This window comes from Streptomyces sp. NPDC032126, from assembly GCF_055580085.1.
The window spans coordinates 423,484-439,167 of the sequence record NZ_JBVIMA010000001.1; the positions used below are offsets into that span (position 1 = coordinate 423,484).

Annotated in this window: 15 protein-coding genes; 1 reads left to right on the forward strand and 14 read right to left on the reverse strand. The window is 72.6% G+C overall.

Going from position 1 to position 15,684, the window contains the following annotated elements; genetic code table 11:
- Nucleotides 1-122 precede the first annotated feature (122 nt).
- The gene (locus tag ACZ5NW_RS01765) at nucleotides 123-521 is read right to left on the reverse strand and encodes a TOBE domain-containing protein (RefSeq protein ID WP_468741706.1); all 399 of its coding nucleotides are present in this window, start codon (nucleotides 519-521) and stop codon (nucleotides 123-125) included.
- An 80-nt stretch (nucleotides 522-601) separates the two neighbouring features.
- Here ACZ5NW_RS01765 and ACZ5NW_RS01770 point away from each other — a divergent pair, with 80 nt between their 5' ends.
- Nucleotides 602-1,297: a phosphatase PAP2 family protein gene (locus ACZ5NW_RS01770; RefSeq protein WP_468742955.1), complete on the forward strand. Its 696-nt coding sequence runs from the start codon at nucleotides 602-604 to the stop codon at nucleotides 1,295-1,297.
- A gap of 12 nt (nucleotides 1,298-1,309) precedes the next feature.
- Here the strand turns inward: ACZ5NW_RS01770 and ACZ5NW_RS01775 are convergent, their stop codons facing one another.
- Genes ACZ5NW_RS01775 through ACZ5NW_RS01835 form a run of 13 tightly spaced genes read right to left on the reverse strand, consistent with a single transcriptional unit; the run spans nucleotide 1,310 to nucleotide 15,678 of the window.
- A complete protein-coding gene (locus ACZ5NW_RS01775) occupies nucleotides 1,310-2,644 on the reverse strand; it encodes a glutamate-1-semialdehyde 2,1-aminomutase (protein ID WP_468741707.1) in 1,335 nt (444 codons plus the stop codon).
- A gap of 7 nt (nucleotides 2,645-2,651) precedes the next feature.
- A complete protein-coding gene (gene rfbC, locus ACZ5NW_RS01780) occupies nucleotides 2,652-3,203 on the reverse strand; it encodes a dTDP-4-dehydrorhamnose 3,5-epimerase (protein ID WP_468741708.1) in 552 nt (183 codons plus the stop codon).
- Nucleotides 3,200-4,414 (reverse strand): polysaccharide pyruvyl transferase family protein, encoded by a 1,215-nt coding sequence (locus ACZ5NW_RS01785; protein ID WP_468741709.1) that lies wholly within the window; start codon nucleotides 4,412-4,414, stop codon nucleotides 3,200-3,202. The genes rfbC and ACZ5NW_RS01785 overlap by 4 nt, the downstream gene beginning before the upstream one ends.
- Nucleotides 4,411-5,358, reverse strand: a complete 948-nt coding sequence (locus ACZ5NW_RS01790) for a glycosyltransferase family 2 protein (protein ID WP_468741710.1) — start codon at nucleotides 5,356-5,358, stop codon at nucleotides 4,411-4,413. Before ACZ5NW_RS01790 ends, ACZ5NW_RS01785 begins: the two co-directional genes overlap by 4 nt.
- A complete protein-coding gene (locus ACZ5NW_RS01795; protein ID WP_468741711.1) occupies nucleotides 5,355-6,653 on the reverse strand; it encodes a hypothetical protein in 1,299 nt (432 codons plus the stop codon). Before ACZ5NW_RS01795 ends, ACZ5NW_RS01790 begins: the two co-directional genes overlap by 4 nt.
- Nucleotides 6,650-7,903: a DUF4910 domain-containing protein gene (locus ACZ5NW_RS01800; protein ID WP_468742956.1), complete on the reverse strand. Its 1,254-nt coding sequence runs from the start codon at nucleotides 7,901-7,903 to the stop codon at nucleotides 6,650-6,652. The genes ACZ5NW_RS01795 and ACZ5NW_RS01800 overlap by 4 nt, the downstream gene beginning before the upstream one ends.
- 32 nt (nucleotides 7,904-7,935) lie before the next feature.
- The gene (locus ACZ5NW_RS01805) at nucleotides 7,936-8,961 is read right to left on the reverse strand and encodes an NAD-dependent epimerase/dehydratase family protein (protein WP_468741712.1); all 1,026 of its coding nucleotides are present in this window, start codon (nucleotides 8,959-8,961) and stop codon (nucleotides 7,936-7,938) included.
- Between the two features lie 3 nt (nucleotides 8,962-8,964).
- Entirely contained in the window at nucleotides 8,965-9,612 is a 648-nt protein-coding gene (locus tag ACZ5NW_RS01810) for a PIG-L deacetylase family protein (protein WP_468741713.1), read from the reverse strand.
- Complete coding sequence (locus ACZ5NW_RS01815; RefSeq protein ID WP_468741714.1) at nucleotides 9,609-10,394, reverse strand: sugar phosphate nucleotidyltransferase; 786 nt, start codon at nucleotides 10,392-10,394, stop codon at nucleotides 9,609-9,611. Before ACZ5NW_RS01815 ends, ACZ5NW_RS01810 begins: the two co-directional genes overlap by 4 nt.
- Nucleotides 10,391-11,641 (reverse strand): methyltransferase domain-containing protein, encoded by a 1,251-nt coding sequence (locus ACZ5NW_RS01820; RefSeq protein ID WP_468741715.1) that lies wholly within the window; start codon nucleotides 11,639-11,641, stop codon nucleotides 10,391-10,393. Before ACZ5NW_RS01820 ends, ACZ5NW_RS01815 begins: the two co-directional genes overlap by 4 nt.
- The gene (locus ACZ5NW_RS01825; RefSeq protein ID WP_468741716.1) at nucleotides 11,638-12,879 is read right to left on the reverse strand and encodes a glycosyltransferase; all 1,242 of its coding nucleotides are present in this window, start codon (nucleotides 12,877-12,879) and stop codon (nucleotides 11,638-11,640) included. The genes ACZ5NW_RS01820 and ACZ5NW_RS01825 overlap by 4 nt, the downstream gene beginning before the upstream one ends.
- 2 nt (nucleotides 12,880-12,881) lie before the next feature.
- Nucleotides 12,882-14,153, reverse strand: a complete 1,272-nt coding sequence (locus ACZ5NW_RS01830) for an O-antigen ligase domain-containing protein (RefSeq protein ID WP_468741717.1) — start codon at nucleotides 14,151-14,153, stop codon at nucleotides 12,882-12,884.
- Nucleotide 14,154: 1 nt separating this feature from the next.
- Nucleotides 14,155-15,678, reverse strand: coding sequence for a right-handed parallel beta-helix repeat-containing protein (locus ACZ5NW_RS01835; RefSeq protein WP_468741718.1), 1,524 nt, complete (start codon nucleotides 15,676-15,678; stop codon nucleotides 14,155-14,157).
- Nucleotides 15,679-15,684 lie beyond the last annotated feature (6 nt).

Genomic DNA, 15,684 nt, shown 5'->3' on the forward strand with positions numbered 1-15,684 from the left:
TTTCCCCGATAGTGCCGCACATGCAAGCCGAAAGTCTTCTGTCGCATCGCATGATCGGCGTCTGCGGCGCGTCGGCATGGCATGTGCGTTCGTACGGAAGGGGTGGGCGGGCGCTGTCACGGTCAGACGCGGTCGATGTGCACGTTCGTCGACTTCACCCGGGCCGTGGCCTCCATGCCGACCTCCAGGCCCAGTTCCTCCACGGCCTCCCGGGTGAGCAGGGACACCAGGCGGTGCGGTCCGGCCTGGATCTCGACCTGGGCGGCGACGTCGCCGAGCTTGATGGCGGTGACGATGCCGGGGAAGGCGTTGCGGACCGAGGTGCGGGAGGGGGTGTCCTCCTCGCCGCCGCCGCTCTTGGCGAGCTCCACGGAGAAGGCGGCCAGGGCCTTCCCGTCGATGAGCCGCTTGCCGCTCTCGTCGCGGTGGGTCGCCACCCGGCCCGCGTCCGCCCACCGCCGCGCGGTGTCCGGGCTCACGCCGAGCAGCCGTGCGGCCTGGCCGATCGTGTATGACTGCATGAGCGCCAAGATAGGGCCCCGGGCCCGGTGTTGTTGGTTAGGGTGGAGGCCGGCACCGACGGGAGGGGGAGGTGCGTCGCATCAGCCGTACCGTCCGTGAAACCGCTGTCTCCGACCCGGGTCGGTCGGCGACCGCCGTGCTGCCCCCGTCGCTGCGCGCGTCGCTCGGGCCGGTCGCGGCCCTCGCCACCGTGGTGGTCGTGCTGCTCGGGGTCCTCTACGCCGGCCACAGCGAGCCCGGCAGGGTGGACCGATGGTTCGTCCAGCCGACGGCCGATCCGGTGCACGGACCCTGGCGGCGTGTCGCCCTGGTCCTGGACTTCCTGGGGGAGCCCGTCGGCTCGACGCTGCTGGTCGCGGCCGCCGTGGCCTGCTGTCTGCTGCTGCGCCGCCCCCGCACGGCGGTGCTCCTCGTCGCCGGCGCCGTCGCGGCGGTGGGGACGGCGACCCTGCTCAAGCATGGGGTGGGGCGCACCATCCACGGCCCCGGCAACCTCTCCTACCCGAGCGGGCACACCGCCTTCCTGACCGCGCTCGCCCTCGCGGTCGCGCTGCCCGCGGGCGGGCGGCCCGGCCTCGGCAGGCGGGCCGGCACGCTCCTCGTGCTCGCCGCCGCGCTGGTCGCCGGCGCCGCCATGGGTTGGGCCCAGGTCGCCCTGGGCGCGCACTACCCGACCGACGTCCTCGGCGGCTGGTGCACCGCGCTGGCGGTGGTCCCGGCGACGGCGTGGCTGGTCGACCGGGCTGCCGAGGCACGCCGGCGGGAGCGCCGCTGACGTGCCGTCACCTCACACCCGGGGGCGGAACACGGGCTTCACCGGCCGTCCGCCCATCCACGGGCCGGGGTCGGAGGCGTCCAGTGCCTTCCGGTACACCGCGCACGCCTGGGCCGCCACCTCGACGGTGTGATCGATGTCGGCGTCGTCCAGGGCGCTGCTCACCACGAACGACGGGGCCAGCACCCCGCCCGCGAGGAGCCGGCGCAGGAACAGGGTGCGGTACTCCTGCGAGGGCCGCCCGTTCTCGTCCAGCGTGGCGAAGACCAGGTTGCTGGCCCGGCCCCGCACGACGACATGGTCGCCGACGCCCATGCCGGCCGCGGCCTCGCGGACCCCGGCGGCCAGGCGCTCGCCCAGGGCGTGCAGCCGCGCGGTGACGCCCTCCTCGGCGTAGACGGTCTGCACGGCCATCGCCGCGGCCAGCGAGTGCGTCTCCGCCCCGTGCGTGGTGGACAGCAGGAACACGCGGTCGCCGGAGTGGCGCAGCCCGCCCAGCTCCATCAGCTCGCGGCGCCCGGCCAGCGCGGAGACGGCGAACCCGTTGCCCAGCGCCTTGCCGAAGGTGGAGAGGTCGGGGACGACGCCGTACAGGCCCTGGGCGCCCGCCTCGGACCAGCGGAAACCGGTGATCATCTCGTCGAAGACCAGCACGCAGCCGTGCCGGTCGGCCAGCTCGCGCAGCCCGGCGAGATATCCCGGCGGCGGCTCGACCATCGTGGCGGGTTCGAGGATCAGGCACGCCACCTCGCCCTCGTACCGGGTGAGCAGCTCCTCCGTCGCGGCCAGGTCCCCGTACGGGAACGTCACCGTGAGCTCGGTGGTCGCCGCCGGAATGCCCGCGGACATCGGGGTGGTGCCGATGAACCAGTCGTCGACGGAGAAGAACGGATGGTCGGCGCAGAGGGCCACCCGAGGGCGCCCGGTGGCCGCGCGGGCCAGGCGCACCGCGGCGGTCGTGGCGTCCGAGCCGTTCTTCGCGAACTTCACCATCTCGGCGGTCGGCACCGTGGCCAGGAAGCGTTCCGCGGCCTCGGCCTCCACGACGGACGGCCGGACGAAGTTGCCACCGCGGTCGATCTCCCGGCGCACCGCCTCGGTCACGCGCGGGTGGGCGTGGCCCAGGCTGACCGACCGCAGCCCCGAGCCGTACTCGACGTACCGGTTGCCGTCGACGTCCCACACATGGGCACCGTGGCCGTGGCTGATGACCGGGGCCAGGTCCTCGGGGTACTGGTCGTCGCCCTTGGCGTAGGTGTGCGCGCCCCCGGGGATCAGGGCGTGCAGCCGCTCGTTCGCCTGCCGCGACCGGGGCAGACGGAACGCGCCGGTGTCTTCGGTGTCCACGCGGGCCTCAACTCTCTCTGTGCTTCAGGACCTCGGCGAGGCTGGGTGCCTCCCGGTCCCGGGGTGACATCGACGTGACCGGCAGCGGCCAGGGGATGGCGAGCTCCGGGTCGTCGAAGGCGATCGTCACGTCCTCGGACGGGTCGTGCGGTCGGTCGATGCGGTACGACGTGTCGGCGGTCTCGGTGAGCGCCTGGAAGCCGTGCGCGCAGCCCGCCGGGATGTACAGGGTCGCCTGGGTCTCGCCGGACAGTTCGAAGAACGTCCAGCGGCGGTACGTCGGCGAGTCGGGGCGCAGGTCGACGACGACGTCGTAGATCCGCCCGTACGAGCAGCGCACCAGCTTGGCCTCCCCGGCGCCGGAGCGCAGATGCAGGCCGCGCAGGACGCCCCGGACCGAGCGGGACACGCTGTCCTGGACGAAGGCGTGCGGGTCGAGGCCCACCGAGCGGATCACGTCGACGTCGAAGGTGCGGCAGAAGAAGCCGCGTTCGTCGGCGTACGGCGTCGGCTCGAACAGGTACGCGCCGGCGATCTCCGGGACTTCGGTCGCTTTCATGGAGCCTTCCGTAGTGCGGGGGCGGTGCCCGGGAACAGGGTCGTGGTCAGAACGGCGAACTGCTCGGCGAGTTGCTCCGCGGCGACCCGGTTGCGCTCGACGAGGGTCTGGCGCAGCTCCGCCGCGTGCTTCTCCAGGTCCCGGAACTGTTCGAGCAGCCGGTCGGCGTCGACCTCGCGGGCCGGGTGGCAGTACGCGCCCAGGCCCATCCGGTCCATGAGCGCGTCGCTCTTCGCCGCGTAGCAGAGGGCGAGCACGGGCGTCGCGGTCTTCAGCGCGCAGATCAGGTTGTGGTAGCGGACGGCCACCACGCTGTCGGCGGCCGCCATCTCGTCCATCAGGTCCGCCAGCGAGGCCGGTTCGGCCGCGGTGACCAGCGGTGAGTCGACCGCGTCGAGGATCGCGGCGACCACCGCCTCGTCGCAGGTGTCGCCGGTGAGCAGCCGGACCGGCCTGCCCTCGTCGACCAGGGTGCGCACGAAGGTGATCGTCCCGTCGAGGTAGCGGCGGTGGATCTCCTCGGCCCGGGCGCGGTCGTCGTTGCCGCCGTGGAAGTCCATGACGCCCAGGCAGACCGGCCCCGGCGTGCCCGTGGGCGCGCCCGCCCGTGGCGTGGGCAGGGAGAACGCGAGGTCGGGGTAGACCTCGTCGCGCGCGGTGTCCACGCCCATCGCGCGCATCGCGTCGCGGGACTGCTCGTCGCGGTACGACCGGTAGGCGGCGAGCCGCGCCGACCAGCGCACCAGGGCCCGGGTCGGGCGGCTCCGGATCCCGGCGGCGCCGACACCGACCAGCGCGACCCGGGTGCCCAGCAGCCGTCCGCTCGCGCAGAGCAGGAACAGCGAGTACGGGAAGCCCCACGGCCGCAGCGGCAGAGTGGCCTCCAGGACGCCCATGCCGGGCACGATCACCACGTCGTGCCGGCGCACCCAGGCGGCGGTGCGGAAGACGTCGACGAGTTTGCCGAGCCCTTTGGAGACGATCGCGCCCGCGCGGGACGCGGTCCGGTACTCCGCGCGGTTCCAGTGCAGCCGTGTCGCGGGGATCCCGAACCGGGCCGTGACCGCCTCGGGTCCGCCGCACAGCGCGTCCACCACGGCGTCCGGATGCTCGGCGCGCAGATAGCGCAGGACGGCCTCCAGCGACCCGTCGTTGCCGAGGTTGCCGGACCCGAGCAGTCCGAACACCCCCACCCGCGTACGCCGGTTCACGCCCGCCTCCCTTCTCGTCCGGCGACCAGGGCGTCGACGGAGACGGTCAGCTCGGCCGGGTCGACCGGGGCACGGTCCTCGACCCGCTCACCCGCGCCCGGCCGGACCCGGCTGGTCGCCCACGCCACCAGATGGCGGTAGCACGCGCGCCGGTCGGCCGGGGACAGCGGGGCCCGCCGGATCGCCGAGACGAAGCCCCAGACGTACTCGGCGAGCAGCCGGGGCGTCGGATGCAGCAGGCCCGCCCGGCGCGGGTCCAGGTTGACGCACCGGGCGCGCTTGGACGGGTTCGCCCGCTCGGCGCGGGTGGGGTGGTCGCGGCGGAAGTACAGCAGCTCCGGCACCTGGTGGAAGCGCCCGTGCAGGGCGATCTCGGCGACGAACGTGCGGTCCGCGTGGTGGTAGCTGTCCATCGGCCGTACCCGGCGCAGCGCGTCGGCCCGGATCACCCCGTAGAAGTCGTCGCCGCCGGGCTCGAACAGCAGGCTGCGGAAGCGCTCCGGGGCGTGCGGCGAGCCGGTGTCGAGCGTGTAGTCGTAGGGGACCTTCACCTGGCCGTCGCCGTCGATGACGGCCTGGTCGGCGTGGGCGAGGATCACGTCCGGCCGTTCGTCCAGCGCCTCGACGCAGGTCCGCAGCAGATCCCGGGCGTAGAGGTCGTCGTGCGAGGCCCACTTGAACAGCTCGCCGCGGCACTGGGTGAACACATAGTTGTGGTTGGGTGTGGCACCGACGTTGCGCGGCAGCCGGATGTACCGGATGCGGGCGTCCTGCGCGGCGTACTTGCGGCAGATGTCCTCGGTCCCGTCGGTGGAGGCGTTGTCGGAGACGACGAGTTCGAAGTCCTCGTAGGTCTGGCCGAGCAGCGCGTCGAGCGATTCCGCCAGATACTCCTCGCCGTTGTACACGGGCAGGCCGATGCTCAGCCTGGGTCGGTCGGTCATGAGGTCCTCACTTCGGGAACGGAGTCGTGGTGGCGCTCGCGCAGGGCGGACCGCAGGTGCAGCCACCACACGGCCGAGCCGCTGACGGTCGCGGCGGCGACGCCCCAGGCCGAGCCGACCGTGCCGGCGAGGGCCGCCCCGCCGAGGCCGCCGCCGACATAGCAGGCGGAGGCGAACAGCTGGGAGCGCAGGCTGTGCCGGGCGGCGCCGAGCGCGCGCAGCCCGGCGGCCGCGCCGGTGCCGAGGCCGGCGCCCGCGACGCCGAGGGTGATCGGCACGATGAGCTGTGAGGCGGAGTGCCAGACGTCGCCGAGGACCAGCTCGCCGAGCCGGTCGGGCAGCAGCAACAGCGACCCGCCCCACAGCAGCGCGGCGGCGGCCTGCCCGCCGCCCAGCAGGAGACAGAACGCGCCGAGGCGGTGCGGGGACTGCCGCAGCACCCGTGCCGCCTCCGGGACGGTGACCAGCGACAGCCCCATCAGGACGGCGAGGAAGGGGCCCATCAGCAGCTCGGCACCCCGCACCGCGCCCACCGCGCCGACCCCGACGATCGCGCCGAGCCCATAGGCCCGCAGCTGGCTCGCGCCGCTGAGGCTGACGTTCTCGACCAGGTAGCGGTAGCCGAGATCGCGCTGCTCGCGAAGCCATCCGCGCGCCTGGGCCGTCCGGGGCCGGATGCCGGACTGGAGGCAGCCGTACGCGGCGGCCACCGCGGCGGACGCGCCCCAGGCCAGCACGAAGGCGGCCACGGTGTTCACCCGGGCCGCCGCCACCATGGCCGGGACGAGGGCCACGCACCACACGACGTCGTTGAGGAAGGCCTTGCGGCCGTCGCCCGCCGCGAAGAACGAGAACCGCCAGGCGTCCTGCAGCAGCAGCCCCGGCAGCATGACGCCGAGACAGACGAACGCGGGCCCCAGCCGGCCGCCGAGCGCCACTCCGGCCACCAGGGACAGGGCGCCGATGGCGGTACCGACGCCGAGCGCCGTACCCGTCGAGCGGGCCACCGCCCCGCGCCAGTCCGCCTCCGGCACACCGCTGAAGCGCACCACGAGCGGGTCGGTGGCCAGGCCGCGGGAGACATTGAGCACCACGCCGTAGGTCACCCAGGCCAGGCTGAACACGCCGAACGCGGTCACCCCCAGCGAGCGGGCCACATAGATGCCCACCGCGAAGTTGCTGATGCTGGAGGCCGCCTGGTCGGCCAGTCCCCACGACAGCCGGCCGACGAGGGCCCGCTTGGCGGACCCTGTCGGTGCGGCTGTCCGCTCCTCCTCGGTGGTCATGGGCGTCATGCCTTGATCAGGCCGGCGCCGCGCAGGGCGTCGGCGGCGGTGGCGACGGTGTCGAACGGCAGCCCGGACCGCTCGGCGACGTCCAGCAGACCGTGTTCGCCGTCGGACAGACTGAGCACCCACAGCATGGCCATCTGCGCCTGCTTGGTGTCGCTGCGGCCGCCGAGCGCGTCGTACAACCCGCGCCGGCCCAGCTGCGGTTCGCCGTAGGGGCTGAGGTTGACGTACCGGCGGTTGCGGTCCAGGACGGCGAACGCCTCGCGGCAGACCGCGAGGGTGTCCGCCATCGCCTCCGGGGAGACGAGATCCAGGTTGTCGGCCGAGGTGTGGTACTCGGGGTAGCCCGCGTACGGGGTCCGGGTGAGCGAGCCCACGCCGAGGTCGAAACCGGGCGAGCAGTACTGCCGCTCGTCGTAGCCGTACGGAGTGAACTCGGTGACGCGGTGCGGCCGTTCGGAGGCGGCCAGCACATGCCGCATCACCCGGTCGATCTCCGCGTCGCCGCGCCTGCTCCGCTTGTACGTCAAGGAGCCCCGGTCGCCGGCGCAGGCCAGCACCAGCCCGTGCTTGACCCGCTCGATCCGCTCCGCGTTGCGGGCCAGCCAGGTGATCGCCCCGATGGTGCCGGGCGCGAAGATGAACCGGTAGGTGTGGTACGGCTTCTCCTCGGCCAGCGCCCGGGCCAGGAATGTCGCCACCGCCACGCCGGCCATGTTGTCGTTGGCCAGCGACGGGTGGCAGACGTGGCAGGAGACGATCACCTCGTCCGTGACCTGCCCGGGGACCACATGCTCGGCGTAGGTGAGGTGGCCGTCGGCGAGGGTGGAGTCGACGACCACCTCGTAGTCGCCGTCCGGCATCGCGTCCAGGGTGTCCTGCGCCAGGCAGAAGCCCCACTCCGGCTGGTAGTAGCTGGTGCGGTACGGCACCCAGGACGGCTGGTCCGGCAGGGTGTGCAGATGCGCGCGCAGCTCGGACAGGGGCATGGTCCGCGACACCGGCACGCTGTAGCCGAGCACGTGCAGGCTGGACGCGGCGAAGTCCACGACCCGGCGTCCGGAGGCGTCCGCGATGTACGCGTCCCGGATGTTCCACTCCTGCGGCACCGTCCAGTCGAGGACCTGCGTCCCGGTCGGCACCTCGTGCACCCGCAGCGGGATGTACTCGCCGACGATGTCCAGGGTGGCGCGCACACCGTCGCCGGTGATGCTCCGGCAGAGCGGGTACAGCCGCTCCACCAGGGCGTACATCTCCTCGCCGGTACCTCTTTCCCCCTGCGTGGTCACCGGCGCCACCGCAGGGTGTCGTCGACGGTGCCCGCCTCGGACGCCGCGCGCAGCACGGCGAGGCGGGTGAAGCGCTGGTCGAAGGCCTCGCGGGTCAGGCCGTGGTCCCGGTAGGCGTCGGCGAGTTCCAGCGCTCCCCGCTTCACCGACCACTCGCAGTCGAAGCCCGGCAGCGCCGCGCGGAACCGGGAGAAGTCCACCCGGTACGAGCGCGGGTCGGCGCCGTTCTCGCCGGTGATCCGCACCTTCGCGCCGGACACCGCCTCGGCGACCTGCTCCGCGATCTCGGCGACCGTGACGTTGTTGGTCTCGCTGCCGATGTTGAACGCCCGGTCGTGCACCGCTTCCCGTGGCGCGCTCAGCGCGGCCGTGAAGGCCCGCGCGATGTCGGCGGCGTGCACCAGCGGGCGCCAGGGCGTGCCGTCGGAGAGCACCAGGACCTCGCCGGACAGCAGGGCGTGGCCCACCAGGTTGTTCAGCACGATGTCGGCGCGCAGCCGGGGCGAGTAGCCGAAGGCGGTGGCGTTGCGCATGAACACCGGGGTGAAGTCGTCGTCGGCCAGTTCGTGCAGGTCGTCCTCCACCCGCACCTTGGACTCCGCGTACGGCGTCACCGGGCGCAGCGGGGCGTCCTCGCCGACCAGGTCGTCGCCGCCGGCGGCGCCGTACACCGAACAGGTCGACGCGTACAGGAAGCGCCGCACCCCGGCGTCGCGGGCCAGCCGGGCCAGCCGTACGGACGCGTGGTGGTTGATGTCGTAGGTGAGTTCCGGCGCCAGCGATCCCAGCGGGTCGTTGGAGAGCGCGGCCAGGTGGATCACGGCGTCGAAGCCGGCCACGTGGTCGGCCGTGACGTCGCGCAGGTCCACCCGGTGCCCCGACGGGTCGGCGGGCCGCGGGCCGAGGACGCAGTCGGCGAACAGGCCGGCGTCCAGGCCGACGACCTCGTGTCCGGCGGCGGCGAGGACCGGGGCCATGACGGTTCCCAGATATCCCTGGTGTCCGGTCAGCAGTACGCGCATGGTTCAACCCCCCAGGTTGAGCGTGAGTTTGGTGACGGCGAACGCCTCGGCGTAGCGCTCGTGGCATTCGATGCCGCGGATCCGCGCGAGACCCAGGAAGGCCTCCCGGTCGTACCAGGGCCGGTGCCGCTGCGAGGCGTAGTGCTCCTGCAGCAGCCGCACCTTCTCCTCGGCGATCTCCGAGGACAGCGGCTGGTACGCCGCCATGCGGCCGAGGTCGCCGTCCCACTTGACGATCTCGTAGCCGAGCACGAGGTGGTCGCGGAAGGCGGTGGGGATCAGCTGCGCCAGGCCCCGGTGGTCCTGGTGCGCGTCATCGGCGCGCGGGGCCAGGATCAGGTCCGGGTCGGTCTGCGCGCGCAGTTCCTCGACCGCGGACTTGGCCTCCTCCCAGTACGCGGGAAGCCGGCCGTCGGGCAGCTTGTGCACGGTCAGCCGCAGGTCGGCGCCCGGGCAGAAGGCGGCGAGCGCCGCCGCCTCCTCCCCCTCCCGCTCGCTGCCGCCGCCGGAGAGCACCAGCGCGTCGACCCGGATGCCGGGCCGTGCACGGCACAGCGTCAGCAGGGTGCCGCCGGCGCCGATGGCGATGTCGTCGCAGTGCGCGGCCACGGCGACGATCCGGTCCAGGGACCCGGCCCCGAGTCGGATCACGCGCGCACCCCCTGCTCCCACACGGCCCACGGGCGGTCGCCCCGGGCGTAGGCCTCGTCGAGCGCGGCCCGCTCCTTCACCGTGTCGGTCGGCTTCCAGAAGCCGCGGTGCTGGTGCGCCACCAGCCGTCCCCGCTTGGCCAGTTGGGCGCATCCGTCGGCGACCAGGTCCCCGCCCTCCGGGATGTGGTCGAACACCTCTTGGCGGAGTACGAAGTAGCCGCCGTTCTCCCACAGCGGCAGTTCGCTCACCGCGGTGATGCCGCCGACCAGGTTGTCCTCGCCCAGCTCCACGCAGTGGAAGGAGGACTGGGGCGGCACCACCATCATCGAGGCGCCGGCGTCGCGCTGGGCGAACTTCTCGATCATCTCCGGCAGCGGGGCGTCGGTGAGCACGTCGGCGTAGTTGGCGAGGAACATCTCGTCGCCGTCCAGGTGGTGGCGCACCCGGCGCAGGCGCTCCCCGATCGGGGACTCGATGCCGGTCTGCGCGAACGTGATCGTCCAGTCGGCGATGTCGGTGGACAGCAGCTCGGTCCGCCCGCCGCGCAGCACGAAGTCGTTGGACGTCGTCTCCTCGTAGTTGAGGAAGAAGTCCTTGATGTGGTGGGCGCCGTAGCCCAGGCACAGGATGAACTCCTTGTGCCCGAAGTGCGCGTAGTAGCGCATGACGTGCCAGATCAGCGGCCGCGGACCGACCATCGCCATCGGCTTGGGCACATCGTCGGAGGTTCCGTTGCGCATCCGCATCCCGTAACCGCCGCAGAACAGAACGACCTTCATGCCGTGACCTTTCGGGACGCGCCCTCGACGACGCTCAGTTCCGGGATGGGGAAGACCAGCCGGCCGCCCCACTCGTGCACGAAGGACAGCTGCTCGGTCAGTTCGGCCCGCAGGTTCCACGGGAGGACGAGCACGTAGTCCGGCTTGTCGACGGCGATCTGCTCGGGCGGCAGGATCGGGATGCGGGTGCCCGGGGTGAACCTGCCGTGCTTGTACGGATTGCGGTCCACCGTGTACGCGAGCAGGTCGGGCCGGATGCCGCAGTGGTTGAGCAGGGTGTTGCCCTTGCCGGGGGCGCCGTAGCCGACGACCGTCTCGCCGCGCTCGGCCGCCTCGATGAGGAACTTGAGGAGGTCCCGGCGCACCTTGGCCACGCGATCGGAGAACTCCGTGTACCCGGACAGCTCCTGGAGCCCGGCGGCCTTCTCCCGGGCCAGTACGTCGGCCACCCGCTGTGTCGGCTCGCCCGCCACCTCGGCCGGCCGGGCCCACAGCCGGATGGAGCCGCCGTGCGTGGGCAGCAACTCGACGTCCACGAGGGCGAGTCCGCCGCTCGCGAGGGCGCGGATCGCGGAGGCGACCGTGTAGTACTGGAAGTGCTCGTGGTAGATCGTGTCGTACTGGTTCTCCTCGATCAGGGTCAGCAGGTGCTGCACCTCGATGGAGACCCAGCCGTCGTCGGCGACCAGGGCGCGCAGTCCCTGGGTGAACCCGACCACGTCGGGGATGTGCGCGTACACGTTGTTGGCCACCACGAGGTCGGCCGGGCCGTGTTCGGCGCGTACGGCCGCGCCGGTGTCCGGGCTCAGGAACTCCGTGAGCGTGGGCACGCCCTTGTCCCGTGCCGCCGCGCCGACGTTCACCGACGGCTCGATGCCGAGGCAGCGGATCCCCCGGTCCACCACGTGCTTCAGCAGATACCCGTCGTTGCTCGCGACCTCGACCACGAAGGCGTCGGGGCCGAGGCCGAGGCGTTTCTCGGCGCCCGTGACGAACGTGCGCGCGTGCTCCACCCACGACGTCGAGAAGGAGGAGAAGTACGCGTACTCCTTGAACGTCTCCTCCGGCGTGATCAGCGGCGGGATCTGCGCCAGCCAGCAGTCGGCGCACACCCGCAGGTGCAGCGGATACGCGGGCTCCGGTCGATCCAGTTGGTCCGCGGCGAGAAAGCTCTCACAGGGCGGCGTCGCCCCGAGGTCGACGACGCTCGCCATCGCCTCCGAGCCGCACAGTCGGCATCGTGTCATCTACTGTCCCCATCCCCCCAGCTCGCGCGGGTGTCCCCGCCGCGAGTCTGTGCTGACCGGCCCGCGATCGCGGAGCGGTACTCCTCCACCAGGCGGTCGAGACCGACCGCCGGGCTGAAACCTTGTTCGTAGCGGCGCCGGGCCGCCTGTCCCATCTCCGCGTTGCGGGCCGGCCCGGCCGCGACTCGGCGTATGCGGGACGCGAGCGAGGCGGCGTCGCCGGGCCGGTGCAGCAGCCCGGTCACACCGTCCTCGACGAGTTCGACGAAGGCGCCGTGGCCGGCCGCGACGACCGGGACCCCGGCGGCCATCGCCTCGACGACGACGAGGCCGAACGCCTCCAGCCACGTCGAGGGGGCCACCACGGCGACCGACCGCGCGACGGCCTTCCGGCTCTCCGCCGCGTCCAGCAGGCCGACGCAGCGCACGTCGTCCCGGCCCGCCGCCCAGGCGGTCACCTCCGCCTCCAGCGGCCCCGTACCGGCGATCACGAGCGGCACGCCCACGCCGCCGCCCGCCGCGATCTCGTCCCACGCGGCCATGAGCAGCCGTACGCCCTTGGCCTCCGCGAGCCGGCCGAGATAGAGCAGGTGCTCGCCGGGGCCGTCGCGGCGGTCGTCGGGGTCGGGCACGAAGTTGTGCTTCACCACCAGCCGTTCGGCGGGCATGCCGGCCCGCACCAGGACCTCGCGCTGGGCGGCGGAGATGCACAGGAACCGCTCCACGCCGGTCCACCAGCGCCGCCGGTTGACCGACAGGCTCACCGCGAGCGGCACCGTCGCCAGGCGGGAGCCGCGGTAGCAGCCGTGCCGGACGGCGGGCAGCGGCGTCGACCCGACGCACTCGGCGCACGGTCGGCCGTCCCGCTGCAGGGTGCCGGGCGGGCAGACCTGGGTGTAGTTGTGCAGTGTGGCGACGGCGGGCACACCGGCGTCGGCGCAGGCGGCGAGGACCGCGGGCGACAGGAGCGGGAAGACGTTGTGGACGTGGACCACGTCCGGCCGCTCGGCGCGCAGCCGGTCGGCCAGCTCCCTGCGGACCGCCGGGTTCCACGGCACCAGCAGCGGTAGCGCGACCTTGCCCGGCAGGGACTTGGCGGCGATGTCGTCGCTGCGCCGCTCGAACAGCTCGACCCGGTGGCCGCCCTCACGCAGCAGCGCCACCTCCTGGTCGACGACCTTGTTCTCACCGCTCGGCTGCGCCGAGTTGTAGCGGTTGTGCACCACGAGAACGTGCATGGTCAGCTCACCTCCGATCTGCGGGCCCAGCGCGGGACGCGTCGTCGAGGAACGTCGGGGGCCGGCCGGACGGCGGCCCCGGCCGGTGCGGTCAGGGGCACGGTCCCGGCGGGCGCGGCCAGCAGCGAGGCCGCCACCGCGAGATGCAGCAGATACGGCGAGGCGTCGCCCAGCCCGGCCTCGGTGTACGACGCGATCGCGCAGTAGCTGATCAGGAAGATCGCGCAGGCCCGCTCCAGCGACGGCGGGCGCAGCAGCGCGACACCGCCCAGCACCACGACGATCGCCGCCACCAGCGTGACGCCGGTCATCCCCTGCTCGTAGTAGACGGCCAGCCAGCTGTTGTCGATCGGCAGCCCGCCGAACGACTTGTCGCCCAGGCCCGCGCCGAACAGATACTCCGTGGTCGAACGGGGCGCCGCCAGCAGGGCGTTCCAGACCTTGGCCCGGCCGGTGAGACTGCTGAAGTTCTCCTGGCTCTGCCCTCGCAGGAACCACGCCTGCAGCGCGGAACCGAACCCCACCACGGCCACCGTGGCGCACACCACCGTCCAGGTGAAGAAGCGGCGGGCGGCGGCGCTGGTCAGGACGAGCGAGCCGATCGCCAGCGCCAGCCCGATGAGCAGGCCGAGTGTGGCCGTCCGGGTGTGGGTCAGCGCCAGCAGGACGAGGGACGGCACGATGACCACCGTCGCGCTGGTCCGGTCGGTCCGCCGGCCCAGCAGGAGCAGCGCCGTGAGCCCGCTGATCACCGCCGCGTACTGTCCGATCTGCGGCGGGGTGAGCGGCCACAACGCGCCGACCAGCCGCCCGCCGTAGAGGTCGGGCAGGGCCGCGCCCGGGGAGATGACCAGGCCCGCGGCCACCGACCCGAGCACCGCGAAGTACATCCGGATGTGGTACCGCACGAACGTCGTGCCGCCGTCCCACCAGCGGCTGAGCAGCCACAGCGTGCCGACGAAGAGCGCCAGCCGGGCGCACCGGAACAGCGCGCCGAACCCGGACTCCAGATCCGCGCTGGAGATCACGCTCGGCACCAGCAGCAGGGTGAGCAGCAGTAGATAGGCGCTGGCCCGGATGCGCAGCCGCAGATTGAGCGCCAGCGCCAGCGCGAACGCGGCGACCAGCGAGCCCATGGTGACCATCTGGATGAGGGAACGGGGCAGCGGGACGATGGTCTTCGCCCCGGCGGAGCCGAGGGTGTTGAGGACCAGCAGCCCCCAGACCGTCCCGGTGATCCTCGACGGGTGGTTCGCGCTCATCTCCACGCTCATCTCAACCACCCTCCCGCGCGCGGAAGGTGCTGCCCGCGTCCTGCCGGTACGGCATGGCCTGCCACTGCCCGGAGTCGAGGATCCGGCTCGGGTCGTGGGCGACGAACCTCCACGGTCCGATGTAGACGTTGTCGTGCCAGCGGTTGTCCTGCTTGCGGGTGATCGCCTCGGCCACCCGCTCGCCCTGGTACGGCGACCAGTCCGGGTAGGTGCCGTAGTTGGCCAGCACCGCCATGCGGTCGCATCGCACCGTGCAGTCGACGACGGACTTGTCCAGGACGAAGCGGTTGGCGTGGATGTCCACCCGCTGGGTCTTCCACCGGCAGTCGGCGTACAGGGGTGCGGTGGCGATAGCCGGCTGCGCGCAGCTGCGGGTGTTCTTCACCAGCAGGGTGCAGTCGCCGGACGAGGTGTTGGCGGGGCTGTTGCAGAACCGGTCGGCGTTCTCCCAGAGGGTGATGCCGGACCAGTTGTTCTCCAGCACGTTCCGGTAGATCTCGATCTTGTCGGTGCGGGCCCGGATCCGTGGCTCGCCGCCGGACTCGGACACGTAGACGGTCGCGAACGGGAAGGTGTCGCCGCGGTCGGCGTACCGACGGCCCTCGATCCAGTTGTTGCGGCGGATCGTGTTCTCGCGGATGACCGCGTTGTAGCTGGTCTCGTAGATCAGCGCGGCACCGTCGTTGGCCTCCAGGACGTTGTCCTCGATGAGGAAGTCGTTGTTGTTGGTGTCCGCCCACAGCCCGGTTCCGCGGTTGTCGTGCACCCAGTTGCCGCGGACGTCGGCGCCGTCCACCGCCCAGAACTTGACGCCCGCCGTGCAGCCGCAGCCCGGCCGCTTGCGCTCCCAGTCGTCCGTGTTGTTGCCCACGATCTCGTTGCCCTCGACCACCAGACCGGTGATCCGGCCGCCGTCCTTGTACGCGTTCATGCCGTACTGGCCGTTGCCGCGCAGGCAGCTGGCGCGGACCTGCTGGCGGGCGCCGGCCATCAGCCCGGCGCCGGAGTTGTTCTGGATCGTCGCGTGCTCGATCACCCACCCGTCGGCCGAGTCGTGGTTGACCACGCCCTCGTCGTGCGGCGCGACGAACCCCTGCACGATCAGATGGCGGATCGTGACGTCGCGGGCGGTGCCGCCGAACGCGTACTGGTTGGTCTTCGCGCCGTCCAGCACCGCGCCCGGCGCGCCGACGTAGCTGTCGCCCTCCTTGGGCACGACCTGGGCGTAGCGGTCCGGTTCGAGCCGGTGCCTGCCCGGCCGCAGCCAGAACGTGGTGTGCGGGGGGCTGTTCCTGGTCTTCGCGGCCAGGTCGCCGGCGACCGCGGGGTCGACCGTCACCGCGCCCGCCGGTGCCTTCGCCGGACCGGCCGCGGGCTCGGCGCACACCCGTGCCACGGGCGTGGACGACGGCGCGGCGGACGGCTTCGCCCCGGCGTCCGACGTGCCGTCGCAGCCGGTCGCCGCCAGCAGCGCCAGCACCAGCGGTGCCACCGGCAACGCCCGGTGCCGCCACGTGATCCCCACACGTCC